Origin of the sequence: Streptomyces sp. NPDC015127 (genome assembly GCF_043080095.1) — a bacterium.
Lineage (GTDB): Bacteria > Actinomycetota > Actinomycetes > Streptomycetales > Streptomycetaceae > Streptomyces.
This window is the reverse complement of record NZ_JBIBVE010000028.1, coordinates 24,801-49,393: the sequence shown is the minus strand read 5'-3', so window position 1 is coordinate 49,393 and position 24,593 is coordinate 24,801. Positions and strand designations below refer to the sequence as shown.

18 protein-coding genes are annotated in these 24,593 nt (G+C 72.0%); 10 read left to right on the top strand and 8 right to left on the bottom strand.

Annotated features, from left to right (window positions below; translation table 11 throughout):
* Positions 1 to 22 precede the first annotated feature (22 nt).
* The 3 genes from ACF08N_RS34480 to ACF08N_RS34470 all read right to left on the bottom strand — a co-directional run bounded on the left by ACF08N_RS34480 (position 23) and on the right by ACF08N_RS34470 (position 5,767).
* Positions 23 to 1,585 (bottom strand): DUF5719 family protein, encoded by a 1,563-nt coding sequence (locus ACF08N_RS34480; protein WP_392328678.1) that lies wholly within the window; start codon positions 1,583 to 1,585, stop codon positions 23 to 25.
* Complete coding sequence (locus ACF08N_RS34475; protein WP_392328677.1) at positions 1,582 to 5,325, bottom strand: glycosyltransferase; 3,744 nt, start codon at positions 5,323 to 5,325, stop codon at positions 1,582 to 1,584. The genes ACF08N_RS34480 and ACF08N_RS34475 overlap by 4 nt, the downstream gene beginning before the upstream one ends.
* Before the next feature lie 178 nt (positions 5,326 to 5,503).
* Positions 5,504 to 5,767, bottom strand: coding sequence for a WhiB family transcriptional regulator (locus tag ACF08N_RS34470; protein ID WP_018846780.1), 264 nt, complete (start codon positions 5,765 to 5,767; stop codon positions 5,504 to 5,506).
* 640 nt (positions 5,768 to 6,407) lie between these two features.
* On the opposite strand from ACF08N_RS34470, the gene ACF08N_RS34465 reads away from it, so the two are divergent.
* The 3 genes from ACF08N_RS34465 to ACF08N_RS34455 are packed head-to-tail and all read left to right on the top strand — an operon-like array spanning position 6,408 to position 9,186.
* Positions 6,408 to 6,902, top strand: a complete 495-nt coding sequence (locus tag ACF08N_RS34465; protein ID WP_392328676.1) for a cysteine dioxygenase — start codon at positions 6,408 to 6,410, stop codon at positions 6,900 to 6,902.
* Between the two features lie 32 nt (positions 6,903 to 6,934).
* The gene (gene cofD, locus ACF08N_RS34460; protein ID WP_392328675.1) at positions 6,935 to 7,891 is read left to right on the top strand and encodes a 2-phospho-L-lactate transferase; all 957 of its coding nucleotides are present in this window, start codon (positions 6,935 to 6,937) and stop codon (positions 7,889 to 7,891) included.
* Complete coding sequence (locus ACF08N_RS34455; RefSeq protein WP_392328674.1) at positions 7,888 to 9,186, top strand: coenzyme F420-0:L-glutamate ligase; 1,299 nt, start codon at positions 7,888 to 7,890, stop codon at positions 9,184 to 9,186. Before cofD ends, ACF08N_RS34455 begins: the two co-directional genes overlap by 4 nt.
* A 338-nt stretch (positions 9,187 to 9,524) precedes the next feature.
* On the opposite strand, the gene ACF08N_RS34450 is transcribed toward ACF08N_RS34455, so the two are convergent.
* The 3 genes from ACF08N_RS34450 to ACF08N_RS34440 form a co-directional block, all read right to left on the bottom strand.
* Complete coding sequence (locus ACF08N_RS34450; RefSeq protein ID WP_392328673.1) at positions 9,525 to 10,520, bottom strand: DNA-3-methyladenine glycosylase family protein; 996 nt, start codon at positions 10,518 to 10,520, stop codon at positions 9,525 to 9,527.
* Positions 10,521 to 10,529: 9 nt separating this feature from the next.
* Positions 10,530 to 11,621: a sugar phosphate nucleotidyltransferase gene (locus ACF08N_RS34445; protein ID WP_392328672.1), complete on the bottom strand. Its 1,092-nt coding sequence runs from the start codon at positions 11,619 to 11,621 to the stop codon at positions 10,530 to 10,532.
* A gap of 104 nt (positions 11,622 to 11,725) precedes the next feature.
* Positions 11,726 to 13,015 carry a peptidoglycan recognition protein gene (locus ACF08N_RS34440; RefSeq protein WP_392328671.1) on the bottom strand — a complete coding sequence of 430 codons (1,290 nt, stop codon included), beginning with the start codon at positions 13,013 to 13,015 and terminating at the stop codon, positions 11,726 to 11,728.
* 128 nt (positions 13,016 to 13,143) lie between these two features.
* On the opposite strand from ACF08N_RS34440, the gene ACF08N_RS34435 reads away from it, so the two are divergent.
* From ACF08N_RS34435 to ACF08N_RS34420, 4 genes are all read left to right on the top strand, one after another.
* Positions 13,144 to 13,896: a TIGR03089 family protein gene (locus tag ACF08N_RS34435; RefSeq protein WP_392328670.1), complete on the top strand. Its 753-nt coding sequence runs from the start codon at positions 13,144 to 13,146 to the stop codon at positions 13,894 to 13,896.
* A gap of 221 nt (positions 13,897 to 14,117) precedes the next feature.
* Positions 14,118 to 15,404, top strand: a complete 1,287-nt coding sequence (locus tag ACF08N_RS34430) for an LCP family protein (protein ID WP_392328669.1) — start codon at positions 14,118 to 14,120, stop codon at positions 15,402 to 15,404.
* 221 nt (positions 15,405 to 15,625) lie between these two features.
* On the top strand, positions 15,626 to 17,389 hold the full coding sequence (locus ACF08N_RS34425; RefSeq protein ID WP_392328668.1) for an LCP family protein: 1,764 nt from the start codon (positions 15,626 to 15,628) through the stop codon (positions 17,387 to 17,389).
* 49 nt (positions 17,390 to 17,438) lie between these two features.
* Entirely contained in the window at positions 17,439 to 19,136 is a 1,698-nt protein-coding gene (locus tag ACF08N_RS34420) for an LCP family protein (protein WP_392328667.1), read from the top strand.
* A gap of 79 nt (positions 19,137 to 19,215) precedes the next feature.
* On the opposite strand, the gene ACF08N_RS34415 is transcribed toward ACF08N_RS34420, so the two are convergent.
* The gene (locus ACF08N_RS34415; RefSeq protein WP_392328666.1) at positions 19,216 to 20,232 is read right to left on the bottom strand and encodes a glycosyltransferase family 2 protein; all 1,017 of its coding nucleotides are present in this window, start codon (positions 20,230 to 20,232) and stop codon (positions 19,216 to 19,218) included.
* A gap of 214 nt (positions 20,233 to 20,446) precedes the next feature.
* Here ACF08N_RS34415 and ACF08N_RS34410 point away from each other — a divergent pair, with 214 nt between their 5' ends.
* Positions 20,447 to 21,811, top strand: a complete 1,365-nt coding sequence (locus ACF08N_RS34410) for an LCP family protein (protein ID WP_392328665.1) — start codon at positions 20,447 to 20,449, stop codon at positions 21,809 to 21,811.
* A 16-nt stretch (positions 21,812 to 21,827) separates the two neighbouring features.
* Here ACF08N_RS34410 and ACF08N_RS34405 read toward each other — a convergent pair whose 3' ends face one another.
* Positions 21,828 to 22,376, bottom strand: coding sequence for an acyl-CoA thioesterase (locus tag ACF08N_RS34405; RefSeq protein WP_392328664.1), 549 nt, complete (start codon positions 22,374 to 22,376; stop codon positions 21,828 to 21,830).
* Positions 22,377 to 22,484: 108 nt separating this feature from the next.
* On the opposite strand from ACF08N_RS34405, the gene ACF08N_RS34400 reads away from it, so the two are divergent.
* Positions 22,485 to 23,750 (top strand): LCP family protein, encoded by a 1,266-nt coding sequence (locus ACF08N_RS34400; RefSeq protein WP_392328663.1) that lies wholly within the window; start codon positions 22,485 to 22,487, stop codon positions 23,748 to 23,750.
* Between the two features lie 170 nt (positions 23,751 to 23,920).
* A complete protein-coding gene (locus tag ACF08N_RS34395; protein ID WP_392328662.1) occupies positions 23,921 to 24,538 on the top strand; it encodes a dihydrofolate reductase family protein in 618 nt (205 codons plus the stop codon).
* Positions 24,539 to 24,593 lie beyond the last annotated feature (55 nt).

Genomic DNA, 24,593 nt, shown 5'->3' with positions numbered 1-24,593 from the left:
CCGCACGGGCGACCACGTGGTGTCAGTCGTCGAGCACGGAGAGGTCCTGTTCCGCCTCCGGGACGACCACCGTGCCGCGGTCGTCCGGCAGGGTCTGGACCGTGAACATCGGGATCCCGTCGTCCGCGATCTCCAGCGTGCGCGACGCGTGCACCGGTCCGCCCGAGAGGGTCTCGACCGTCACTGCGTAGGAGCCCTTCAGCCCGGCCGGCACCGGCGGGGTGATCGCCAGGGTCGTCCCGGCCTTCACCGTGTACGTCTTGACGGCCTGCGCGCCCCCCTCCGTGCCCACCGAGGCCGTGACCCTGACCTCGGCTGCCTTGCCGGGAGCGTTGAGCGAGAGGATCGAGCCCTTCGCGCGGTTGTCGGCGGCCGTGGCGCGTTCGCCGACCGGCGCGGTGGCGGGGATGAAGCCGATCTCCTGCTTGTCGCCCTTGCCGCGTACCACCCTCAGCGCCGCCACGACGGGCGTGGCGTGCCCCTTCTCCGCGGGGCTGAGGATCAGCGAGCCGGCCTCGCCCTTGGTGATGTCGGCGAGGTCGACGCTCGCCGTCATCCCGGACTTCACGTGCAGCAACTCGTGTCCGGCGGGGGTGATCGTGCCGGTGGGGCCCGCGAGTTGGACCTTCAGGTCGGCGTCGTCGTCGCCCGGGGCGAAGGCGACCAGCTGCACCGACGTGGCGTCCGCCGGGATGCCGGGGAGTACGGCGGTGCCGGCCGGGTCGGCGGAGGCGGCGAGCCAGTCGCTGCCGTCGGTCTCGTCGGCGGCCCGTACGACCGCGCCCACGCGGCCGGTGCGGGTGGTGACGTGGACGGTCACCTCGTCCGCCTTCTCGGCGGTGAGGGTGGAGAGGAGCACGGGGACGCTGGAACCGGCCGGGACGGGGATGCCCTCCGTCAGCGTGGTCTTGAGCGTTCCGTCCTTCCCGTGGAGCTCGATGTCGGCGACGGCCCCGGTGTCGTCGGGGTTGGTCAGGTGCACGTAGTCCTGCCGCCCCTCGGCGAGGGAGGCGCCGGGGAACCAGAAGTCGGTGTCGGGCCCGGTGCAGCTGACGCCGAGCAGGCCCCGGCCGCTGCCCGCGGCGACCGATGTCGTCTGCTGGGTGGTCCAGCCGGGTGCGAGGGAGCCGGTGGCGGTGCCGACGAGGGCGGGGGCCTCGCCGCCGTCCGTCTCGGCGGAGACCGGCTTGCCGGGCTCCTTCACGGCCACGACGGGCTTGTCGGGGGCGGGCTTCTTCGCGCCGGCCTCGTCCGCGTCCTTCTTCTTGCCGTCCTCGGCCGGTGCGTCGTCGGTGTCGGCCAACACGGCGGTGGAGGCCCTGAGTTCGGCGGAGTCCGGCGGGGCGTCCGCGCCCTTCTGTCCCCCGCCCTGCTTCCGGGCGGGCGTGAAGGAGGTGTAGTGGGTCTCGGCGAGCTCGGAACTGCTCGGCGCCGGGCAGAGCAGGCTGGTGCGTTCCACCGGCAGGGGCAGCGCCAGGTCGCCCCGCGTCGGCTCGGTGCCGTCCGGGACGGTCAGCGAGGCGAACCCGGTGACCGCCGCGAGGGCGGTGGCGACCGCGATCAGGGAGATGGTCGTGCGCTTCACTCTGACTCGCCTCGCGTCGTGCCGGGGGCCTGGGCGGGCGGCTCGGGGTACGGGCCGCCGTCGGGGTACTGCTCGCCGTATCCGTACGGGTCGTGCTCGCGCGCGTTCTGCGGGTACTGCTCGTCGCCGTAGGGCGCGGTCCCGTACGGGCCGCCCTGGTAGGGCTGCTGGTACGCGCCGTCGCCGTAGGGCTGCTCGGAGCCGTAGCCCTGCTCCGCGCCGTAGGTCTGCTCGGAGCCGTAGGCCTGCTCCGGGCCGTGGCTCTGCTCGCCGGTGTACCGGCCGTCCGGGTACTGCTGCTCGTTGCCGTACGCGTAGCCCGTGTCGCCGTAGGGCTGCTGGGCCTGCCAGTCGCCGTACTGCTGCTGCTCGGGCACCGTCGCGTAGGGCGCGGGCGGGTCGTCCTGCCCGGCGGCGAAGGAGCCGTGGGCGTCCGGCTGCCCGGCGTACGGATCCGGGTCGGGCGCGCTGTCCTCGGCCGCTGCCGCCTCGGCCTCGGCCTGGGCGCGCAGCCGGCGTGCCCTGCGGCCCTCGCCGGCCTCCGGCTGGAGGGGAACGGCGAGCTCCTCCTCCGGCAGGTCGTCGTCGATCTCCCGGCGGCGGCCGGGCAGTGCGAGCACCACCAGGACGAGCGCCAGGAACGCCTGGACCCAGATCCACGCGGTGTGAGCCGCCGGGTCCTCGTACGTCAGGTCGAGCCGGCCGCCCTCGGCGGGCAGTTCGAAGCCCTGCGCCCAGCCGTCGACGGTCCTCTTCTCCAGCGCGCGGCCGTCCAGCGTGGCCTGCCAGCCCTCGGCGGCGCTGTCGGCGATGCGCAGGACGCGGCCGGGGCCGCCGGCGGGGATCTCGGTGTGCGCCTCGACGGCGTCGGAGGCGACGGGCAGTGGATCGCGCCTGCCGTCGACGATCGTGGCCCGGGCGACCTGGCGGTCCACCCGCCACAGCGCACTGCCGTCGAGCTGGCTGAGCCGGCTCAGTCCGGGCGTGGCGTCGAGGACGCGGCTGGTCTGGCGCGGCACTCCGTCGCGTACGAGCACGTAGCGGATCGCGTAGCCGCTGAGCTGGTCGGTCTGGTCGGCCCCGGAGCCGGCGACCAGGTGCGCCACGATCTTGTCGAGGCGGGTGTCGCCGTCGCCCGCCGCGGCGAGCTCGGCGTCACCGAGGCGGCCGCCGGAGCCGCGCACCAGGGTGTACGAGACCTTGGCGGACGAGGTGCCGCCGAGGACGAGGGTGCGGGGCTGGTCGCGGGTGTCGCTCTCCTCCGCGACGAACGCGGGCACCTGGACGGGGTCGCGGCGGGTGAGAGGGCCTGCGGCGCCGTCGATCATCCAGCCGACGGCCGCGGCGACCGGGGCGAATGCCGCGGCCAGCGCGACCAGGGCCGCGACGGGCTGTCGCCAGCCGAAGTTCTGGGCGGCGACGCGGGTGCGGCCGCCCTCGGCGCCGAGCACGGCCGCGGACAGCAGCGCGATGCCGTAGACGAGGGTGGCGGGTCCGGCCCAGCCGGAGCCGTTCGTCAGCGCCGCGAGGACCAGTGCGGCCAGGGCGACGGCCCAGGAGGCGCGGATGGCGAACTGCCGTTCTTCACGCAGCAGCGCGGCGAGCGCGGCCAGCACGATGCCGAGCATCAGGATGCCGCCGGCGCCACCGGGGCCGCCGGGGCTGATGCCGAGCAGGTCCAGCGCGTCGGCCGAGCCGGCGCCGAACTCCAGACCCGCCTCGCGGAAGAACCCGGAGGGGCTGGTCAGCAGGGAGAGCGACCAGGGCGCGAGGACGAGCACCGGGGTGCCGACGGCGGCGAGGAAGCGCAGTGCGTAGGCGGTGATGTCCGACCGGCGCAGGACGAGGACGGCGACGCCGGTGACCACGGCCAGCGGCCACACGACGGGCGTGAAGGCCATCGCAAAGGTGAGCAGCAGGGCGTACGCCCAGGTGGCCCGCCAGCTGCCGCGTCCGCTGCCGGTGATCCGCAGTCCGTGTGCGGCGACGGCGGCGCGGGCGATGAGCGGCAGCACGATCGCGAGGACGGCGGTGCCGAGCCGGCCGGTGGCCAGCGCTCCGGTCGCGGCGGGCAGGAAGGCGTACGCGATGCTCGCCCAGGCGCGCAGCAGGCGGGACTCGACGATGGGCCGGGAGGCGAAGTAGGCGGTGAGGCCGGCGAGCGGAACCGAGCAGACGAGCAGCACGGTCAGGGCGAGCCCGGTGGAGCCGAGGAACAGCGCGGACAGGACTGCGAGGACCGCGAGGTAGGGGGGTGCCGTCTGGGTGCCGCCGGTGCCGACCGGGTGCCAGCCGTCCGCGTAACGGCTCCACAGGTCGGAGACGTCGGCGGGCGCGGGCAGCAGGGCGCCGCCGGCGAGTGCGCCGCCGCCGAAGAGTCCGCGGCAGGCGACGAGGGAGACGACGAGGAGCACGGCGAAGAGCAGCGGTCCCGGCTTACGGGCGATCTTCTTCAGCCGCGCGAACTGCTCGATCTCCAGGAACTCGGCGTCGTCCTCGCCGGGCCCCGACTCGACGGCGCCGTGCCGGGAGCCGCCGGAGTCGGCGTCCGAGCCGCCGAAGTCCGAGACGACCTGTTCGACGGTGGCGCGGACGGTCGCGCCGGGCGGCGGGAACAGCGGCCGCAGCTCGCTCGCCTCGACCACCCGATGTGAGCGTCTGCGGCGGCCCGCGAGGAGCCGCTCGGGCCGCAGCAGGACCCCGAAGAGTCCCATGACCTCGTCGACGGCCTGCCCCGGCACCTTGCCGACGAGATAGGCGAGCGTGCGCAGCAGGGTGCCCACGACCAGGCGCAGGAACACCCAGGGCAGGGCGATGCCGCGTGTGTTGGTCAGCAGGGTGTAGACGGCGCCGGCCTTGTCGACGCGGTGCGGGCTGGCGACGGACCGGCCCGCGCAGTCGACGGTGCGCCGCTCGCGGGCGGCCGCCTCGGCGTGGCGCAGTACGGCGCCGGGGGCGACGAGGACGCGGTGGCCGGCGGCGTGGGCGCGCCAGCACAGGTCGACGTCGTCGCGCATCAGCGGCAGCCGGCGGTCGAAGCCGCCGAGCTCCTCGTAGACGTCCCGGCGGATGAGCATGCCCGCGGAGGACACGGAGAGGACCGAGCGGATCTGGTCGTGCTGGCCCTGGTCCTGCTCGCGCCGGTCGAGTCCGGTCCAGCGGCGGCCGCTGTGGGCGATGGAGACGCCCGCTTCCAGGAGCTGCTTGCGGTCGTACCAGCCGCGCAGCTTCGGGCCGACGATCGCGGCGTAGGCGTCGGAGTCGGCGACGCGCAGGAGCTCGGCGAGGGCCGTGGGCTCGGGCGCGCAGTCGTCGTGGAGGAACCACAGCCACTGCACGGGTTCGCCGTGCGGCAGCTCGGGCATGTCGTACGCCTCGTCGCGCCAGGTCCGGGTGACCGGGTCCCAGCCGCTGGGCCGCTTCAGGTAGGGCAGGTCGTCGGCGGTGAGCACCGCCGCGGTGCGGGCGGCCTCGTCGACGGCGGTGCCGAAGCCGGTGCGGCGGGCGAGGTGCAGGACGCGGTCGGGGCCGAGGGCATCGGTGAGCATCTGCGCCGAGTCGTCGGCGCTGCCGGTGTCGGCGGCCACGACGTTCTGTACGGGGCGTTCCTGGCCGAGCAGTCCGGCGAGGGCGTCGGGCAGCCAGCGTGCGCCGTCGTGGGAGACGAGCACGGCGGTGACGACGTGCCGCGGGAACTCGGGCGCGTGTGCCGGGACAAACGCGGCTGTGGTGGCGGACATTGAGGTACGGGCCCTCCGGCCAAGGTCGCCCCGAAGGGGCGTTGGTGCGTCACGGACGGGGCCCCACACTAACGGCTGACATGTCAGCGGTCCGCCGCCCGTGCACAGGGCACGGGCGGCGGACCGTTTGCTTTGTAGTCAGTTGTCCTTTTTGGCTGGGCGGTGACCGCCCGTCGATTCAGACGGCGGCCTTCTTGAGCCGGCGACGCTCGCGCTCCGAGAGGCCGCCCCAGATTCCGAATCGCTCGTCGTTGTTGAGGGCGTACTCAAGACATTCGGAGCGGACCTCGCAGGCGAGACAGACCTTCTTGGCCTCCCTGGTGGAACCGCCCTTCTCGGGGAAGAAGGACTCGGGATCGGTCTGGGCGCACAACGCGCGCTCCTGCCAGCCGAGTTCCTCGTCCGCGTCCTCGACCAGCAGTTGTTGGAACAGCTCGGTCATGTGCGCCCCTCGTCTGTCTTTGCGTCCCCGTGATGTTGCCGCGATCGTTTTCGGCCGAACGACACGAGTGAAATTACAAGTGTGTGGCTCCAGGCCAGTCAAGCCACGATCTGCTATTGGGCCCGGTATTCACTCTGCGGAACCAAGGCTATGCGGAAAGTGTTCAAATCACCAAAAACCTGACACATGCCAGCGGCCTGCTCCGCACCTCCTCCCTCGCAAGGGGAAGACGTCACAAACATTGATCTTGTTGCGATCAAGCCATCGAAGCGATCCGGATCACAGTACGGTCACGGCGCCCCAACGGCGTTTGTGAGCACGGTTGCTGGCGCATGTCTCCCGGTCCACGACTGCACAAACCTTTCTCCGTTCGCAGTAACCGGATGTGATGAAACATTGCGGCCAAATCGGTCATTGGGTTGACATCGGGTAAGGGGAGCAGTCACCTTTGATCTCATGCCAGCGACCTCAGCGCCCCATGCGACCCGCCTCCGCGGGTTCCGCAGCGCTGTCCAGGCGCGCTGTTGCTGTTGCTGTTCCAGCTGTTGATGCCCACGAGCTCCAGCTTCTTCTTCTCGCATCGCCCGCATTGCCTGCTCTGCGACACCCCAGCACTTCCTGCCGAGGAACCCCCGCACCCATGAACAGCGACAGCGACCTCCAGATCGCCGGCGACATCCTCGCCGTCCAGCACCTGCTCCAGCCTGCCCGCGAGCACCCGGCCACCGTGGCCGAGTTCGCCGGCCTCGCCCGCTCCATCGCCGCCGACCGCGCGCGCTGGGAGCACCTCGTCGAGTACGACGCCACCTCCCGCTGGTACCACCGGCTGCAGACCGGACCCGGCTACGAGATCTGGCTGCTCAGCTGGGTCCCCGGCCAGGGCAGCGGCCTGCACGGCCACGGCCCCTCCTCCGGCGTGCTCACCGTGCTCGACGGCGAGCTGACCGAGCGCACCGAGGGCGGCGAGCGCTCCCTGGCCGCGGGCGCGCAGCGCGTGTTCGCCCCCGGCTATGTGCACGAGGTCGTCAACGACTCCCTGGAGCCGGCCGTGAGCCTGCACGTGTACTACCCGGGCCTGACCGAGATGCCGATGCACACCACGGCCCGCTGCACCGCGGAGTCCGTTCCGGCCTGAGCGGCTGTCGGCGGGCCTGCCAAGATGGGCCCATGCGCATTGTGGTTCTGGCCGGCGGTATCGGCGGCGCCCGTTTCCTCCGTGGCCTCAAGCAGGCCGCTCCCGAGGCGGACGTCACGGTGATCGGCAACACCGGTGACGACATCCATCTGTTCGGGCTGAAGGTCTGCCCCGACCTCGACACCGTGATGTACACCCTCGGCGGTGGCATCAACGAGGAGCAGGGCTGGGGACGCAGCGACGAGACGTTCCAGGTCAAGAGCGAGCTGGCCGCCTACGGCGTCGGGCCCGAGTGGTTCGGGCTCGGCGACCGCGACTTCGCCACACACATCGTCCGCACCCAGATGATCGGCGCCGGCTACCCGCTCAGCGCCGTCACGGAAGCGCTGTGCGACCGGTGGCAGCCGGGCGTACGGCTGCTGCCCATGTCCGACGACCGGGTCGAGACGCACGTCGCCGTCACCCTCGACGGAGAGCGCCGGGTGATCCACTTCCAGGAGTACTGGGTCAGGCTCCGGGCGTCCGTCGCCGCCGAGGCCGTCGTGCCGGTCGGCGCCGAGCAGGCCAAGCCCGCGCCCGGCGTGCTTGAGGCGATCGCCGAGGCGGACGTCGTCCTCTTCCCGCCGTCCAACCCCGTCGTCAGCATCGGCACCATCCTGGCCGTCCCCGGCATCCGCGAGGCGATCGCCGACGCGGGCGTGCCCGTTGTGGGCCTGTCCCCCATCGTCGGCGACGCGCCCGTGCGCGGCATGGCCGACAAGGTGCTCGCCGCCGTGGGCGTGGAGGCGACGGCGGCGGCCGTCGCCCGGCACTACGGCTCCGGGCTGCTCGACGGCTGGCTCGTCGACACCGTCGACGCGGCCGCCGTGCCGGACGTCGAGGCGGCGGGCATCCGCTGCCTCGCCGTGCCGCTCATGATGACCGGCACGGAGGAGACCGCGGAGATGGCCCGCGCGGCCCTGGCGCTGGCCGAGGAGGTACGGGCGTGAGCTCGCCGTCCTACCGGGTCTGGGCGCTGCCCGGCATCGGCGAGGTCCGGCCGGGCGACAACCTCGCCAAGCTGATCGCCGCGACCGGGCCCGGGCTCGTCGACGGCGACGTCCTGCTCGTCACGTCGAAGATCGTCAGCAAGGCGGAGGGGCGGATCGTCGAGGCGGCGGACCGCGAGGCGGCGATCGACGCGGAGACGGTCCGGGTGGTCGCCCGCCGCGGCACCCTGCGCATCGTCGAGAACCGCCAGGGCCTGGTCATGGCCGCGGCGGGGGTCGACGCCTCCAACACCCCCGCGGGCACCATGCTGCTGCTTCCCGTGGACCCGGACGCCTCGGCCCGCGCGATCCGCGAGGGGCTGCGGGACGAACTGGGCGTCGACATCGGTGTGATCGTCACGGACACCTCCGGGCGGCCCTGGCGCAGCGGGCTGACCGACGTCGCGATCGGCGCGGCCGGCGTGCGTGTGCTGGACGACCTGCGCGGCGGCACGGACGCGTACGGCAATCCGCTGACCGCGACCGTGGTCGCCACCGCCGACGAACTGGCCGCCGCGGGTGACCTGGTGAAGGGCAAGGCCGGGGGGCTGCCGGTCGCCGTCGTCCGGGGGCTGGCGCACGTGGTAGACGACGCCGGGCCCGGCGCGCGGGCTCTCGTACGGGGCGCGGCCGACGACATGTTCCGGCTCGGGACGTCGGAGGCAGTGCGCGAGGCCGTCGCACAGCGGCGTACGGTGCGCGACTTCACGGACCAGCCGGTGGACGGCGGGGCGGTGCGCCGTGCGGTCGCGGCGGCGGTGACGGCGCCCGCGCCGCACCACACCACACCGTGGCGCTTCGTCCTCCTCGAGTCCCCGTCCTCCCGTGTCCGTCTGCTCGACGCGATGCGCGAGGCGTGGATCGCGGATCTGCGGCGCGACGGCATGTCGCAGGAGTCCGTCGACAGGCGCGTGCGGCGCGGGGACGTCCTGCGGCGCGCGCCCTACCTGGCGGTCCCCTGCCTGGTCGCCGACGGCGCGCACACGTACGGCGACGAGCGCCGGGACACCGCCGAGCGCGAGATGTTCGTGACCGCGGCCGGCGCGGGCATCCAGAACTTCCTCGTCGCGCTCGCGGGCGAGCGGCTGGGATCGGCGTGGGTGTCGTCGACGATGTTCTGCCGCGAGGTGGTGCGGGAGGTGCTGGAGCTGCCGGCCACGTGGGACCCGATGGGCGCGGTGGCGATCGGTCACCCGGCGACCGCGCCGAAGGCCCGGCCGGCGCGGGACGCGGAGTCGTTCATCGAGGTGCGCTAGGGGGCGTCCGCCGGATCAGGGCCGGACGGGACGCGGCGTCCGGTGCATGGGGTATCCCCAGGCCCGCAGGGGCAGAGCGGGTGGGGTATCCCCAGGCCCGCAAGGGCCGAGGGGGTGCGGTCTCCCCAGGCCCCCAGGGGCCGAGGGGACGCATCGCAAGGCGCCGGAGTGCCCTGATAGCGCAGCTATCCGGGCATTTCGGCAACGCTGGGGGCACCTCCCGTGCCCGAAGGGCTACGGGGGAGAGGTGCCGTCGCCTGGGGGAGCGTCGTGGCCCAGGCCAAGATCCGCCGGACACCCCCTGGCCCTCGCCGAGCCGCCCCCCGACAGGGCGCGGGTCACCACGCCGCGATGTCCACCCGGCGCATCTTGGGCTCGCGGCGCGGTGGGACGCGGCCCGAGAGGAGGATCAGGCGGGCGGCGCGGTGGCGCTGGCCCTCGTAGGGGGCCAGCAGCTCCAGCATCGCCGCGTCGTCCGTATTGCGCTCGCCCGCCAGCGCGTAGCCCACGATCCGCGGCAGGTGCAGGTCGCCCACGGTCACCGAGTCGGCCGCTCCGTTGCTGCGCTGCACCGTCTCCGCCGACGTCCACGGGCCGATGCCGGGAATCAACTCCAGCCGGGCCCTGGCCTGTTCGGGAGCCATCGCCGCCGCCTCCTCCAGGCGGCGCGCCACCTTCACGGCCCGCAGGATCGTCGAGGCGCGTTTGTTGTCGACGCCCGCGCGGTGCCACTCCCAGGAGGGGATCATCGCCCAGCCGCGCGGGTCCGGCATGACGTGCAGCCGCTCGTCCGGGCCGGGTGCCGGCTCGCCGTACCGGCGTACCAGCAGCCGCCAGGCCCGGTACGCCTCGTCCGTCGTGATCTTCTGTTCGAGGATCGAGGGGATCAGGGACTCCATCACCAGACCCGTGCGCAGCAGCCGCAGTCCGGGCCGGCGGTGCTGCGAGGCGGCGACCAGGCGGTGGCGCGGCGTGAAGTCCTCGGGCGTGTCGGCCGCGCCCAGCAGCTCGGGCAGCCGGTCGAGCAGCCACTCGCCGCCCGGGCCCCACGCCTCGGCCTCCACCGTGCCGCCCCGGAGGGCGACCCTCAGGGTGCCGGGGCCCTCGGGGGTGCGGCAGGCCCGCCAGACGGAGCCGTCGGGCGTCGTACGGAACGTGGGGTCGGCGGGACCGCGGCGCAACGGCCCGAGCACGAGGCCCAGGTCGAGGGGCCACGGCGGCGTCCACCGTCGTGTGCGGGCGGCCGAGACCTGACGCGGTACGGCGGCGGGTACGCCTGTCGAGCCGCCGCGCACACGCGCGCGCCCGGCGCCCGGTTCGAAGCGTCCTGCCATGCGCTCAGGCTACTGGTCGGAGGAGAAGCGGACGGCGCCCGCCGGGACGACCGCGTCGCACCACACCCGCGCGCCGTCCCTGAGCTCGTTGTCCTCCCCGATGACCGCGCCGTCGCCGACGACCACACCGGACAGCACCGTCCGCGCGCCCACCCGCGCGCCTTCTCCGACGAGTGAGTCGCAGACCACCGCGCCCGCCTCCACGACGGCGCCCGCGAGGAGCGCGCTGCCGTCGATGCGCGCGCCCTCGCCCACCACGGCGCCCTCGCCGACGACCGTGCCGCCGGTCAGCTTCGCCCCGGCGGCCACCCGCGCGGACGGCAGGACCAGCCGGTCGCCGCGCCGGCCGGGGACCGCCGGTGAGGGCGCCCGGCCGAGCACCAGGTCGGCGGAGCCGCGCACGAAGGCGTGCGGGGTGCCGAGGTCCAGCCAGTACGTGGAGTCGACCATGCCCTGCAGATGGGCGCCGGAGCGCAGCAGCTCCGGGAACGTCTCGCGCTCCACGGAGACGGGCCGGCCGTCGGGGATCGTGTCGATGACGGAGCGGCGGAAGACGTAGGCGCCGGCGTTGATCTGGTCGGTGACGATCTCCTCCGGGGTCTGCGGCTTCTCCAGGAAGGCCGTGACGCGCCCGGTGGCGTCCGTCGGCACGAGCCCGAAGGCGCGGGGGTCGTCGACACGCGTGAGGTGGAGGGAGACGTCCGCACCGGTCGCGCGGTGGGTGTCGACCAGGGTGCCGATGTCGAGCCCGGTGAGGATGTCGCCGTTGAAGACGAGGACCGGGTCGTCGGGCTTCGAGCGCAGCCGGGAGGCGACGTTGCGTATCGCGCCGCCGGTGCCGAGCGGCTCCTCCTCGGTGACGTACTCCAGGTGCAGTCCGAGCGCCGAGCCGTCACCGAAGTACGGCTCGAACACCTCGGCCAGGTACGAGGTGGCGAGCACGATGTGCTCGACGCCCGCGGACCGCGCCCGCGCCAACTGGTGGGTGAGGAAGGGGACACCGGCCGCGGGGACCATCGGCTTCGGTGTGCGGACGGTGAGCGGACGCAGCCGGGTTCCCTTGCCTCCGACCAGGAGAATCGCTTCTGGGGCCTGGTTCAATGCGGTCTCTGCTTCCTGCTGGGGCCGGGCGCGGTCGCTGGTTGGACGGGCCAGTTTATGCAGTGGGTGCGGCCGTCACGACGCGCACGGCCCCGGGCGGCGGGTCAGCGGCCCTGGTACGTGGCCGATGCCGTACGGGCGGCGCCGAGCTTGCCGTAGAGCCGGCCGCCGGGGCAGTCCGTGAGGAATCCGTCGCGGTGTCCGGCGATGGCGTTGAGTGTGACCTTCTTGCCCTTCGCGTACTTCCCGCTGCCTCCCGAGGTGAGGGTGACCTTGCCCTTCGGGTTGATGCCGTGCAGTCCGAGCTTCCACGCCGTCAGCTTCGCGACCGCTGTCACGGCGGCCGCCGGCGGATTGCTGGAACTGTACGTGCCGAGGACCGCGATTCCGGTGCTGTTCGTGTTGAAACCGAGGGTGTGGGCGCCCTGTACCGGCTTGGCCACGCCTCCTGCCCTGCCTTCGTAGATGTTTCCGCACTTGTCGACGGCGAAGTTGTAGCCGATGTCGCGCCAACCGCTGCTCTTGACGTGGTAGCGGTAGATACTGCGGATAACGGAGGGGGCCTGCTTGCAGGTGTAGTTGTTGCCGGTGGCGCTGTGGTGCACGAAGGCGGCCTTCACGGTGTTCGTGTAGACGAAGCTCCTCTCGCGCAGGCTCTCGTCGGCGCCCCACCCCTTGCGGGTGACGATGCGCGGGCGGGGCCCGATGTACGGCTTGGCCGTCACGGCGTCGAACACGAGGTCGCCCGCCGCCGCGGCTTCCACCTCGGTGTCCAGCTGGTTGAGCGCCGGGATCTCCAGGCCGCCGGCCGGGGCGCGCCCTTCCGAGCCCTCGTTGGCGGGGCCGGAGGTGACGGTCCCGGTGTCCTCCGGGTCGTCGCCGGGGTCGACGAGTTCGAGGCGCATGCCCTCCGGCAGGCGGCCCGCCCGGGCGCCGGACTGCTGCACGCGCACCTCCACGCCGTCGGACGCACCGACCCACAGGGGCACGGTGGCCCCGCGCACCCGGCCCGACGCGCTCTCGGCGGTGCCGGGGTCGGCGGCATGGTCCTCGTTGTGGGTCTCGACCTGCTGCCAGGCGGACCAGGTGCGCGAGACGATGTCGCGGGTGCGGACCTCGACGGTGCCGTCCAGTTGGGCGGACGCGTCGTCCCAGACGATGCCGACGAGGGAGAACGGCTCCACCTCCTGGCGGGGCAGGCCCTGAACGGGGGCGCCCAGCGCGCGGTCGGCGGGAGCCCGGCCGAGCGGCTCCAGCGGCAGTGACCGCGTGCTGCCGGGGACGTCCACTGCCTCACCCGGGGGCGCGGCGACGGCGCCCGAGGTGAGCGAGAGCGGGAGGACGAGCGCGGCCGCGCACGCCACGGTGAGGGAAGATGCCAGGTATCCACGCATGGCAGAAATCCTGGGCCGGGCCCGGGGAGTGCGCCTGCCGGGAAATCGATGGTCTGTCAGGCCGACCGGAGGACCCCGTTCACCGGTACGGCGGCCTGCCCGGGCGCCCGCGGCGTACGCTTGCGCGGGTGAACGCCAGCGACCGTACCCCTGCCGACCTGCTGCGATCCGCGCTCGCCGCGGACCCGGCCCGCCCCTTGGTCACCTTCTACGACGACGCCACCGGTGAGCGCGTGGAATTGTCCGTCGCGACCTTCGCCAATTGGGTGGCCAAGACCGCCAATCTCCTTCAGGGAGAGCTGTCCGCCGAGCCGGGCGAACGCCTGGCGCTTTTGCTGCCGGCGCACTGGCAGACGGCCGTGTGGCTGCTGGCCTGTTCGTCGGTGGGAGTCGTCGCGGACGTCGGCGGCGATCCGGCCCGCGCGGACCACGTGGTCGCGGGGCCGGGGCAGTTCGACGCCGGGCTCGCGTGCACGGGCGAGCGGATCGCGCTGTCGCTTGCACCGCTGGGCCGCCGTTTCCCCACGCCGCCGGCCGGTTACGCCGACTACGCGGTGGAGGTGCCGAGTCAGGGCGACCGGTTCGCCCCGTACGCGCCGGTGGACCCGGACGACGCGGCCCTCACGGTGGGCACGCTCGAGCTGACGGGTGCCGAACTCGTCGCACGGGCACGCGCGGACGCGGAGCGGCTCGGGCTCGGCCCGGGGTCCCGGTTGCTCTCAGGGCTGGCGTACGACACCTGGGAGGGCCTGTCCGCCGGGCTGTTCGCTCCCCTGGCGGCCGGCGGCTCGGTCGTACTCTGCCGCAATCTGGGCGAGTTGTCCGAGGACGGGCTGACGAAGCGGATCGAGAGCGAGCGGGTCACGGGCACCGCGGTATGACAAGCCGCTGACGTCCACTCATGTGGCGCACACCCGGGCCGAGCCCTCCCGGCCCGGGCGCCGGGCGCGTTGGATGATCGGCGCCAAGCGCGTTTCCCGCGCACAACCAAGCGCCGGGTTCAGCCGTCTAGGAGGTGTCCGGCCCTGATCCGCCGGACACCTCCTGGACCTTCGACCGGCGGCCCAGCGCGCCGCCGATGCCGTGAAGGATGGACGCACACGTGACGGACAAGGCTGGTACGCCCGCCGAACCGGACGGCCCGACGGGGGACGGGGCCGAGCCGTCGCGTGCGGACGCGGATGCCACGGGTGCGGGCTCCGGCCCCGACCCGGCTCCCGGGGGTGCCGAGGAGTCCGGCGCGGAGGAAGGGTCCGACGCCGGCACGGACGGCCCGGCCAACGCGTCCCCCCACCGGCGGCACTGGCTGCGCTGGGCGGCGCTCGGCACGTCGGTCGTCGTGCTCGCCGCCGCGGGTACCGGCTGGTGGCTCTACCGCAAGCTCGACGGCAACATCACCACCGACACCTCGGCGGCGGAGGAGCTGAGGGCGTACGAGAAGGAGCGCCCCACCGCGCTGGTCACCGACGCGCAGAACATCCTGCTGCTCGGCTCGGACACCCGGGAGGGCGAGGGCAACGACCGGTACGGCAAGGACGAGGACGGCAGCCAGCGCTCCGACACCACGATCCTGCTGCACATCGCAGGCGACCGGCGGAGCGCGACGGCCATGTCGATCCCGCGGGACCTGATGGTCACGATCCCGAGCTGCGGCAGGCCCGACGGGAAGCGGACCAGGGCGCAGACCGCCCAGTTCAACTGGGCGTACCAGTTCGGCGGCGCGGCCTGCACCATCCGTACGGTCGAGAAGTTCACCGGGATCCGCGTCGACCACCACATGGTGATCGACTTCCGCGGCTTCAAGGACATGGTCGACGCGGTGGACGGCGTCGAGGTGTGTCTGGCCGAGCCGATCGACGACAAGGCGGCCCGTCTCAAGCTCCGCGCGGGCCGTCAGACGCTGCACGGCGAGGAGGCCCTCGGGTTCGTGCGGGCTCGCAAGACGCTGGGGAACGGCAGCGACACCGAACGCATGGAGCGACAGCAGCAGTTCCTCGGCGCGCTGGTCAAGAAGGTGCAGAGCAACGGTGTCCTGCTCAATCCGACCCGGCTCTATCCGGTGCTGGACGCGGCGACCAAGTCCATCACCACGGACGCCGGTCTCGACTCGCTGAAGGACCTGTACGACCTGACTCGGGCACTTCGGAACGTACCGACGGAAAAGGTGCAATTCCTTACTGTTCCCCGTCAGCCGTACCATCTCGATCCGAACAGGGACGAGTTGGTCCAGCCTGAGGCGAGCGAGCTCTTCGAGCGGCTCCGGGCCGACACGGAGGTCGCGGTCGTGCCGGAGAAGGAGGAGACGGACCGGGGCGCAGCCGACGGCGCGAGCCCCGGCCCGACGCCGACCTTCTCGGGCACCAATGCGGCCGAAGGCATGTGTGAGTAAAGCAATGGCCAAACGGAGACCGACAGGTCAGGCAGATTGGGTGGAATGCCCGCTTGTAAGGGGCGTGGAATTTGTCACGGGCGTCGCTCGACGCTGAACTGGGCGGATAGTGTGACGCGATCCGGTGCTTCCGACCCTGTGTCGCGCACTGCTGGATCGAAGAACCGAGCGCCTGCCGGGGGAGGCGCCTCGCGTGGCACCGACGGAGGACTCAAGCAACCGTGGATGCGCAAAGCCGTGGACGGGCGGACGAGATCGACCCCGCCGACCAGTGGGTCATGAACCCGCAAACCGGCAACTACGAACTGCGACTGGACCAATCCGCACCGCAGTCGACAGCCTCCCCCACCGGAGCCGTGGGTGCAAGAAGGTCCCGCCGGTCCGCCGAAACCCCTGAGGCGGCGAACGGGGCGTCCGGCACCGCCACGCGCCGCCGGACGGCGGACCCGGCACCCGAGGTCCCCCCGCAGCGCAGCCGCCGCGCGGGCAACGCATCGGGCCGTGTGCCGCAGCAGCAGGCGGGCCGGCGCAAACGCCAGCAGGCCGCCTCGCGCAAGAAGAAGGCGCTGCTGTGGACCGGCGGCTCCCTCGCACTGCTGATGGTCGCGACCGCAGGCGCCGGGTACCTCTATTACGAGCACCTGAACGGGAACATCACGGCCATCCCCGACGACAACGCCGGCACGGGCGGATTCAGCCCCGACCGGGCGATCAACATCCTGCTGATCGGCACGGACAAGCGCACGGGCGAGGGCAACGGGAGCTACGGCGACAGGAACAGCCCCGGCCACGCGGACACCACGCTGCTGCTGCACGTCTCCAAGGACCGCACCAACGCGACGGCGCTGAGCATTCCCCGTGACCTGATCACCGACATCCCGGACTGTCCGACGACGCAGGAGGACGGCTCCACCAAGGTCATCCCGGGCACGCAGGGCACCCGGTTCAACGAGAGCCTCGGCCAGTCGGGCCGTACGCCGAGCTGCACGATGCGTACGGTCACCGAGCTCACGGGCATCACGATGGACCACTTCATGGTGGCCGACTTCAACGCCGTCAAGACGCTCTCGACGGCGGTCGGCGGTGTGCCGATCTGCATCGACAAGGACCTCTACGACGACGACTCCAAGCTCGACCTGAAGGCGGGTGACCACAACCTCCAGGGCGAGGAGGCGCTCGCGTTCGTCCGCACGCGGCACGCGGTGGGCTTCGGCAGCGACCTCGACCGCATCAAGATCCAGCAGCAGTTCCTCAGTTCGCTGATGCGCAAGCTGAAGTCGAACGACACGCTCACGAGCCCGACGAAGCTGTTCAAGCTGGCGGAGGCGGGCACCAAGGCGCTGACGGTCGACTCGAAGATCAGCGACATAGGGAAACTCCGCGATCTCGGCCTGGAACTGGGCAAGTTCGACATGAAGAACCTCACCTTCGCCACCGTGCCCGTCGCGGACAACCCGACGGAGAAGGTCAAGGCCACGGTCGTCCTGAAGGAGGCCCAGGCGGAGTCGCTGTTCTCCATGGTCAGGAACGACGTGTCGCTGACCGAGGTCGAGCGGAAGGAGAAGGCGGCCAAGGACAAGCAGGCCGAACTGCTCCAGGGCACCAGGGCCGAGGCGTCGGACGTCCGCGTCGACGTGTTCAACGGCGGCGGCCCGCAGGGCTCCGCACAGAAGACGCTGGACTGGCTCCAGAACACCGAGGGCGTGCTGAAGTCCACCAACAAGGGCAACGCGCCGGCGGACGTCCCGCGGACGACGCTGGAGTACGCGCCGAACCAGGCCGACCAGGCCCGCAAGCTCGCGGACCTGATGGGCCTGCCCGCCGCGGCCCTCAAGCCCGGGACCGAGGACGCCGTGGGGCTGGAAGCGATGACGCTGACGCTCGGCCCCGATTTCAAGGGCGCGGGAGTGCCCATCACGGGTCCGGCGAAGGTGCCGGAGGACGTGCAGAAGGTCGAGGCGGACAAACAGGTGTGCGCCAAATGACGCCGGACAGCGGCTCATGGGGAGAGCCTGAAAACAGGGGGTTCTAGGGGTGGGACACAGCAGCGTGCGTGGGGAGGGGACGCGGCGACGCGGACCGCACGCCCGCGATCTGGGCTGGGACGACAGCCTGTACGGAGAAGAGACCGGGCGTGTCCCGGGCGCCCGTACGGCCCCCGACGACGAGGAGAACGCCGGGGGCATACGGGACGCGGCGGCGGAGGGCTCCGGCTCGCACCGCCGCGGGACACCCCGCCGGCGCGGGAAGCGCGGCAAGCGCCGCATACTGCGCGGGATCGCGCTCACCGTGTCCGTGGTGATCCTGGGTACCGCGGGGGCGGGGTACCTGTACTACGAGCACCTCAACAACAACATCCGCAAGGGCGAACGCACCTCCGCCGACTCCGACGTGAAGAAGTCGGCTCCGAACGCGGCGGGCCAGACGCCGCTGAACGTCCTGCTGATCGGCTCCGACAGCAGGAACTCCAGCGAGAATCTCGAACTCGGCGGTTCGAAGAAGAGTGTCGGAGCGCCGCCGCTCGCGGACGTGCAGATGCTGCTCCACGTCTCGGCCGACCGGAAGAACGCCTCGGTCGTCTCCGTCCCCCGTGACACGAAGGTCGACATACCCGAGTGCACGGACCCCAAGACCGGGGACAAGCACGCCGCCACCAGGGATCTCATCAACGCGACCCTGGGGCGCGGCGGCCCCGGCTGCACGCTCGCCACCTGGCAGGAGCTCACCGGCGTCTACATCGACCACTGGATGATGGTCGACTTCGCGGGCGTGGTGGACATGGCGGACGCGATCGGCGGCGCCGAGGTCTGCGTCAACCACAACGTGTACGACGGCCCCAAGCCGAACGTGCCCGGCGGCTCGGGCCTCAGGCTGACGAAGGGCACGCACGAGATCCAGGGCGTCAAGGCCCTCCAGTGGCTGCGCACCCGGCACGCCTTCGAGAGCGACTTCGGACGCTCCAAGGCCCAGCACATGTACATGAACTCGGTGATCCGCAAGCTCAAGGAACAGAACGCCTTCACCGACGGCGGCCGGCTCATGGACCTGGCCGAGACGGCCACCAGCTCCCTCCAGGTCTCCGAGGAGATCGGCACGGTCAAGAAGCTTTTCGACCTCGGCATGACGCTCAAGGACGTGCCGACCGACCGGATCGCGATGCTCACCATGCCGCGCATCCCGGACCCGGCCAACCCGAAGAACCATGTGCTGCCCGCGCCGGGCGAGGCCGACCGGCTCTGGGAGATGCTGCGCGACGACGTCCCGGTGGACGGCAAGGCCCCGACGTCGAAGCCGAAGACGCCGGCCGCGCCGAAGGACCCGGCCGCCGCCCCCGCCGACATCGGCATCATGGTCCGCAACGGCACGGGGGCCGACGGGCCGCCCACGCCCCAGCGGGCCACCACCGTCGCGGGCCTGCTGGTGCAGCAGGGCTTCACGGGGGCGCAGGCGGACTCGACTCCCGACCCGCAGAAGCGCACGCAGGTGCTGTTCCCGAGCGCCGACCTCCAGGGCGACGCGCAAGCGGTCGCCAAGGCGCTCGGGGTCCCCACGAGCGCGGTGAAGAGGTCGACGGACGTCTCCGGCGTGACGCTGGTGGTCGGCGCCGACTGGCGGACCGGGGACACCTTCCCCAAGTCCGAGCCGGCCGCGGGCCCGCCGAAGAACACCGAGACGGTCATGGGCGACGACGAGGACGCCTGCATGGACATCTACGCGCCGTACCGCTTCTGACGGTCCCTCCCCGAAACGCCGGACGGACGCCGGCCCGCCCCGGGAGGAGCGGGCCGGCGTCCGGCGTTTCGGGGGCTGGTCAGGCCGCGGCGGTCTTCACCGAGGGGCGGCGGCTCGCGATGACCTTCCGCGCCAGCGAGCGCGGGCTCGTCAGGAAGCCGTACCCCCACGACATGTGCATGGTCGCCAGCGCGAGGGGGATCTGCACGCGGGCCTTCAGCGGCAGGCCCTTGCCCGCCGGGACGGAGCCGGCCGTGATCGCGGCGAGGTAGCCGCAGGGGACGACGAGGGCCCACGGGGTCACGGTCGCGCCCAGGACCAGGCCCGCGGCGATCGCGCACACGGCGGTCGGGGCGGCGAGGTAGCGCAGATTGATGGAGCCCTGGTGGTAGCGGGCGACGACATGGCGCCAGCGGCCGTACTCCCTGTACTGCTTGGCGAGCGCCCGCACCGAGGGCCGGGGGCGGTACTGCACCCTCAGCTCCGGCGAGAACCAGATCAGCCCCCCCGCCTCGCGGATGCGGAAGTTCAGCTCCCAGTCCTGGGCGCGGATGAACTCCTCGTTGTACCCGCCCTGCTGCTCCAGGGCCTCCCGGCGGAAGACACCCAGGTAGACCGTCTCGGCCTCGCCCGCCGTGCCGCCGGTGTGGAAGGCGGCGTTGCCCACGCCGATCCTCGACGTCATGGCGGCGGCGACCGCGTCCTCCCAGGCGTTCTCGCCCTCGGCGTGCATGATGCCGCCGACGTTCTGCGCGCCGGTCTCCTCCAAGAGGCGGACGGCGGTCGCGATGTAGTTCGGCGAGAGCATGCCGTGGCCGTCGACGCGCACCACGATCGGGTGGCACGAGGCCCTGATGGCGGCGTTCAGCGCGGCGGGGGTGCGACCCGTCGGGTTCGGCACGGTGTGGACCCTCGGGTCCTCGCGCACGAGCTCGGCGGCGATCTCGTCGGTGCGGTCCGTGGACGGTCCGAGCGCGATCACCACCTCCATCTCGCCGTCGTAGTCCTGCTCGAGGATGTGACGGACCGAGTTGCGCAGGTGCCGCTCCTCGTTGAGGACCGGCATGATCACGGAGACAGCGGGCGTGGCGTTCATCGCCCGCCACGTTACCGCGAACGGGGGACACGAAGGCGCGGCGGCCGGTGCCGCAGATCGTATGGGCCTACGGTGCTCAGGATTCCCCTGTCGTCGCGGAGGTGTCCCCTTGCCCCCACCGCCTCGCCCCCGCCGCCCTGCCCAGGTCCCCCCACGGCCGGCGGGACGGCGCCCGGCCCCGCGGCCGGTCCCGCGCGAGCGGCCGCGCTGGGGCGTGCGGGTCGTGACATCGCTCTCGGTCCTGGTCCTCGGCGTCGGCGGGATCGGGCACGCGGTGGTGACGAGCCTCGACACGGGGATCGAACGGGTCGACCCGTTCCGCGACATGAAGAACCGCCCAGGAGACACCAACGGCATGAACATCCTGGTCGTCGGCACCGACGGCAGGGACAAGATCACGCCCGCGGAGAAGAAGAAGTACCGGCTCGGCGGCACGGCCTGCAACTGCACCGACACGATCATGCTGGTGCACCTCTCGGAGGACCGGGAACGCGCCAGCGTGGTGAGCCTGCCGCGGGACAGCTACGCCGAGATCCCCGAGCACATCGATGCCACCACCGGCAAGCACCACAAGGCGCACCCGGTGAAGCTGAACGCCGCGTACGCGGAGGGCGGCCCGGCCCTGACCGTCCGCACGGTGGAGCACATGACCAAGGTGAAGATCGACCACTATCTGGAGATCGACTTCACCAGCTTCATGAAGACCGTGGACGCGGTCGGGGGTGTGGAGATCTGCACGGCCCGCCCGATGAAGGACTCGTACACCGGTCTCGACCTGCCCGTCGGCACGCACAAGCTGGACGGCGGCCAGGCCCTGCAGTACGTGCGCTCCCGCCACATCGACGGAGCCGCGGACCTCGGGCGCATGCAGCGCCAGCAGCGGTTCCTGGCGGCCCTCGTCCACCGGGCGACCAGCAGCGGGGTCCTGCTGAACCCGGTGAAGTTCCGCAGGGTCACCTCGACGATGCTCGCCTCGGTGCGGGCCGACAAGGGCTTCGGCACGGAGCAGATGCTGGCGCTCCGCAGGGCGATGCGGACCTTCACACCGGCCTCGTCGGAGTTCACCTCGGTGCCCGTCGGTGACGTGAGCCACCCGGTGAAGGGCATCGGCTCCACGGTGAAGTGGCACCCGGCGAAGTCGAAGAAGCTGTTCCAGCTGTTGCGGGACGACAGGCCGCTGGCCCCGCACCGCCCCCGGCGTCACAGCTCGACGCTGGTCGACGTCTCGCCGCAGCAGATCCTGGTGCAGGTCTACAACGGGACGCTGATCAACGGCCTCGGCGACCGGGTCGACACGGCCCTGCGCGGCACCGGTTTCCGCACCACGCAGGCTCCGCGCAACACCGGGGGCGGCGAGGTGCGGCGCACCTATGTGACGTACGACCCTCGCTGGGACCGCTCGGCGAAGTCGCTGCGGGCCGCTCTGCCGGGCTGCGAGCTGCGGGCCGTGAAGAACCAGGGGCCGACGCTGCGGGTGGTGGCGGGCACCGACTTCAAGGGCGTCACGCCGGTGCGGGCGGAGGACCCGTACCGGGGCGAGTTCGGCGCCGTCACGGGCGACCAGGTGGTCTGCCCGTGACGGTGTCCCCGCCGTCTCAGTCCCCCATGCCCTCCGCGGCCCGCTTCTCGCGCAGCTCCTTGATCGCGCGGCGCCTGGCCAGCCGGTGGGTGCGCCGGATCTGCGCCTCCTGGTAGCGCCGCTGGTCCCGCTCGGTCTCGGGCAGCACCGGCGGTACCGGCCGCGGCTTGCCGTCCGCGTCGACGGCGGCGAACACGAGGTAGGCGCTGCCGACCTGGGTCGCGGGCGTCGACTCGTTCCAGCGCTCCGCGAGGACCCGTACGCCGACCTCCATCGAGGACCGGCCCGTCCAGTTGACCTGGGCCTTCACATGCACCAGGTCGCCCACCCTGACCGGCTCCAGGAACACCATCTCGTCCATGGAGGCGGTGACCGCCGGGCCGCCGGAGTGCCGGCCCGCGACGGCGCCCGCGGCGTCGTCCACCAGTTTCATGATCACGCCGCCGTGCACGGTGCCGAGGAGATTCGTGTCACTGCCGGTCATGATGTGGCTGAGGGTGGTACGTGACGCCGAAGTGGGCTTACCCGGAATTTCGTCCTCCGGGCGCTGGGCCTGATCTGTCATGCCCTCCACCATATGCCGGGGCCGCATTGCATCAGGTTCGCTACAGCCCTGGTGTGATTCCCCACCCGCCCTGTCGGCGCGCCGGGCCGCACCGGCACACTGTTCCGCATGAACGACTGGCCCGAAGGATGGACCGACGACGGCGGCACACGACGCGGATACGGGCGCGGCAGCGCCGGTGCGCAGCCCGAGGGTGCCCGCGTGATGCGCCATGTCCAGCGCCCGGCCGCACCTCCGCGCGGCTCGGTGCCCCCGCAGCAGCGCGGCTACGACCAGGGCTACGCCGAGCCCGGATACGACAGCGGCTACAACACGGGTCAGGTCTACGGCGCCCCCGGCGGGGGCGGCCGGGGCATCCCGCCGCAGGGCGGCCCGTACCGGCAGCCGGGCCCGGCCCCGGACTGGCGGCGCCGGTTCAAGGTCGGCTCGGTCGTGGTGCTGGTGGCGGTGCTCGGCACGGCGATCGGCACGTACTTCTGGGCCGACTCCAAGGTGCGGCGCGAGGTCGACCTCGCGAAGGTGATCGAGCGGCCGCAGGAGGGCGACTGCACGACGTATCTGATCGTCGGCTCGGACAGCCGTGAGGGCATGACGGCCGAGGAGAAGAAGAAGCTGCACACCGGCTCCGCCGAGGGCAAGCGCACCGACTCGATGATGATCCTCGCGGCCTGCGGCAGCGGGAACACCATGGTGTCGCTGCCGCGTGACTCGGACGTCGAGATACCGAGCTTCGTGGGCTCCGAGTCGGGCAAGACGTTCCCCGGGCAGGGCCGCCGGGTCAAGCTCAACGCCGCGTACGCGGAGGACGGGCCCGAGCTGCTGGTCCGCACGGTCGAGCACAACACCGGCCTGCGCATCGACCACTACGCCGAGATCGGCTTCGCCGGTTTCGCGGGCATCGTCGACGCGCTCGGCGGTGTCGAGATGAACATCGAGAAGGGCTTCAAGGACAAGAAGTCCGGCGCCGACTTCCAGGCGGGCAAGCAGACCCTCGACGGCGAGCAGGCCCTGGCCTTCGTCCGTACGCGGTACGCCTTCGCCGAGTCCGACCTGGCGCGCACCAAGAACCAGCAGAAGTTCCTCTCGGCGATGGCGAGCCAGGCGGCGACGCCGGGCACGGTCCTCAACCCGTTCAAGCTGTACCCGGTGATGGGCGCGGGCCTGGACACCCTGATCGTCGACAAGGACATGTCCCTGTTCGACCTGGGCGAGATGTTCTTCGCCATGAAGGGCGTCACGGACGGCGAGGGCACGTCGATGAACATGCCGACGTCGGGCAGCCGCGGCGGCAACCTCGTCTGGGACAAGGCGAAGGTGCAGCAGCTGGTGAAGCAGATCCAGAACGACGAGAAGGTCACCGTCTCGGACAAGTGACGTCCCACGGTGAAGGGCCCGCCGCACGCGTGTGCGGCGGGCCCTTCCGTGTTGTGCGTCCGCCTGCCCCGCCGGGTGGGGGCACGCCGGTGACGCGGCGTCGATGAGTTCTTGCCGCGGACGGCGTCTACTGGGACGAGAAGGCACCGACGACTGGCGTGGAGGCCGGCATGAGGAAGATCGTGGCGCAGCTGTTCATCTCGCTCGACGGTGTCGTGGAGGCGCCTGACCAGTGGCACTTCCCCTATTTCAACGACGAGATGGGCCTCGCCGTCGACTCCGTCCTCGGCAGGGCCGACACCTTGATCCTGGGGCGCAGGACCTACGACAGCTTCGCCGGCGCCTGGCCCGAGCGGGAGGCGGCCGGCGGGGAGGACGCTCCGTTCGCCAAGATCCTCGGGGATGCGCGGAAGATCGTCGTCTCGCGACAGCAGCTGGAGTTCACCTGGCGGAACTCCGAGTTGATCAAGGGCGGTCTCGTCGAGGCGGTCACCGCGCTGAAGAAGGAGCCGGGCGACAGCGCCATCGCGATGAGCGGTTCCGTCTCCGTCGTCCGCCAGCTGCTGGCCGCGGGGCTGCTGGACCAGCTGCAGCTGCTGGTGCACCCGATCGCCGTCCGCAAGGGCATGCGCCTGTTCGACGAGGGCGACACTCCGATCCCGCTGAAGCTGCTCTCCTCGGAGACCTTCGAGACGGGTGTGCTGCACCTCTTCTACGCCCCCGCCGAGCAGGCGGGCGAGGGGACGTACGAGGACGCCAAGTCCCACCTGCCGCAGAACGAGCGCTGACGGGACCGGACGCGCCGACGGCCCCCGGCATGATGCCGGGGGCCGTCGAGGTGTT

Excerpts from the sequence above, each read along its gene's own strand:
- ACF08N_RS34400 (WP_392328663.1), top strand. The coding sequence starts at position 22,485 with ATGAACGACTGGCCCGAAGGATGGACCGACGACGGCGGCACACGACGC.
- ACF08N_RS34405 (WP_392328664.1), bottom strand. The coding sequence starts at position 22,376 with ATGACAGATCAGGCCCAGCGCCCGGAGGACGAAATTCCGGGTAAGCCC.
- cofD (WP_392328675.1), top strand. The coding sequence starts at position 6,935 with ATGCGCATTGTGGTTCTGGCCGGCGGTATCGGCGGCGCCCGTTTCCTC.
- ACF08N_RS34475 (WP_392328677.1), bottom strand. The coding sequence starts at position 5,325 with ATGTCCGCCACCACAGCCGCGTTTGTCCCGGCACACGCGCCCGAGTTC.
- ACF08N_RS34470 (WP_018846780.1), bottom strand. The coding sequence starts at position 5,767 with ATGACCGAGCTGTTCCAACAACTGCTGGTCGAGGACGCGGACGAGGAA.
- ACF08N_RS34395 (WP_392328662.1), top strand. The coding sequence starts at position 23,921 with ATGAGGAAGATCGTGGCGCAGCTGTTCATCTCGCTCGACGGTGTCGTG.
- ACF08N_RS34450 (WP_392328673.1), bottom strand. The coding sequence starts at position 10,520 with ATGGCAGGACGCTTCGAACCGGGCGCCGGGCGCGCGCGTGTGCGCGGC.
- ACF08N_RS34415 (WP_392328666.1), bottom strand. The coding sequence starts at position 20,232 with ATGAACGCCACGCCCGCTGTCTCCGTGATCATGCCGGTCCTCAACGAG.
- ACF08N_RS34440 (WP_392328671.1), bottom strand. The coding sequence starts at position 13,015 with ATGCGTGGATACCTGGCATCTTCCCTCACCGTGGCGTGCGCGGCCGCG.
- ACF08N_RS34465 (WP_392328676.1), top strand. The coding sequence starts at position 6,408 with ATGAACAGCGACAGCGACCTCCAGATCGCCGGCGACATCCTCGCCGTC.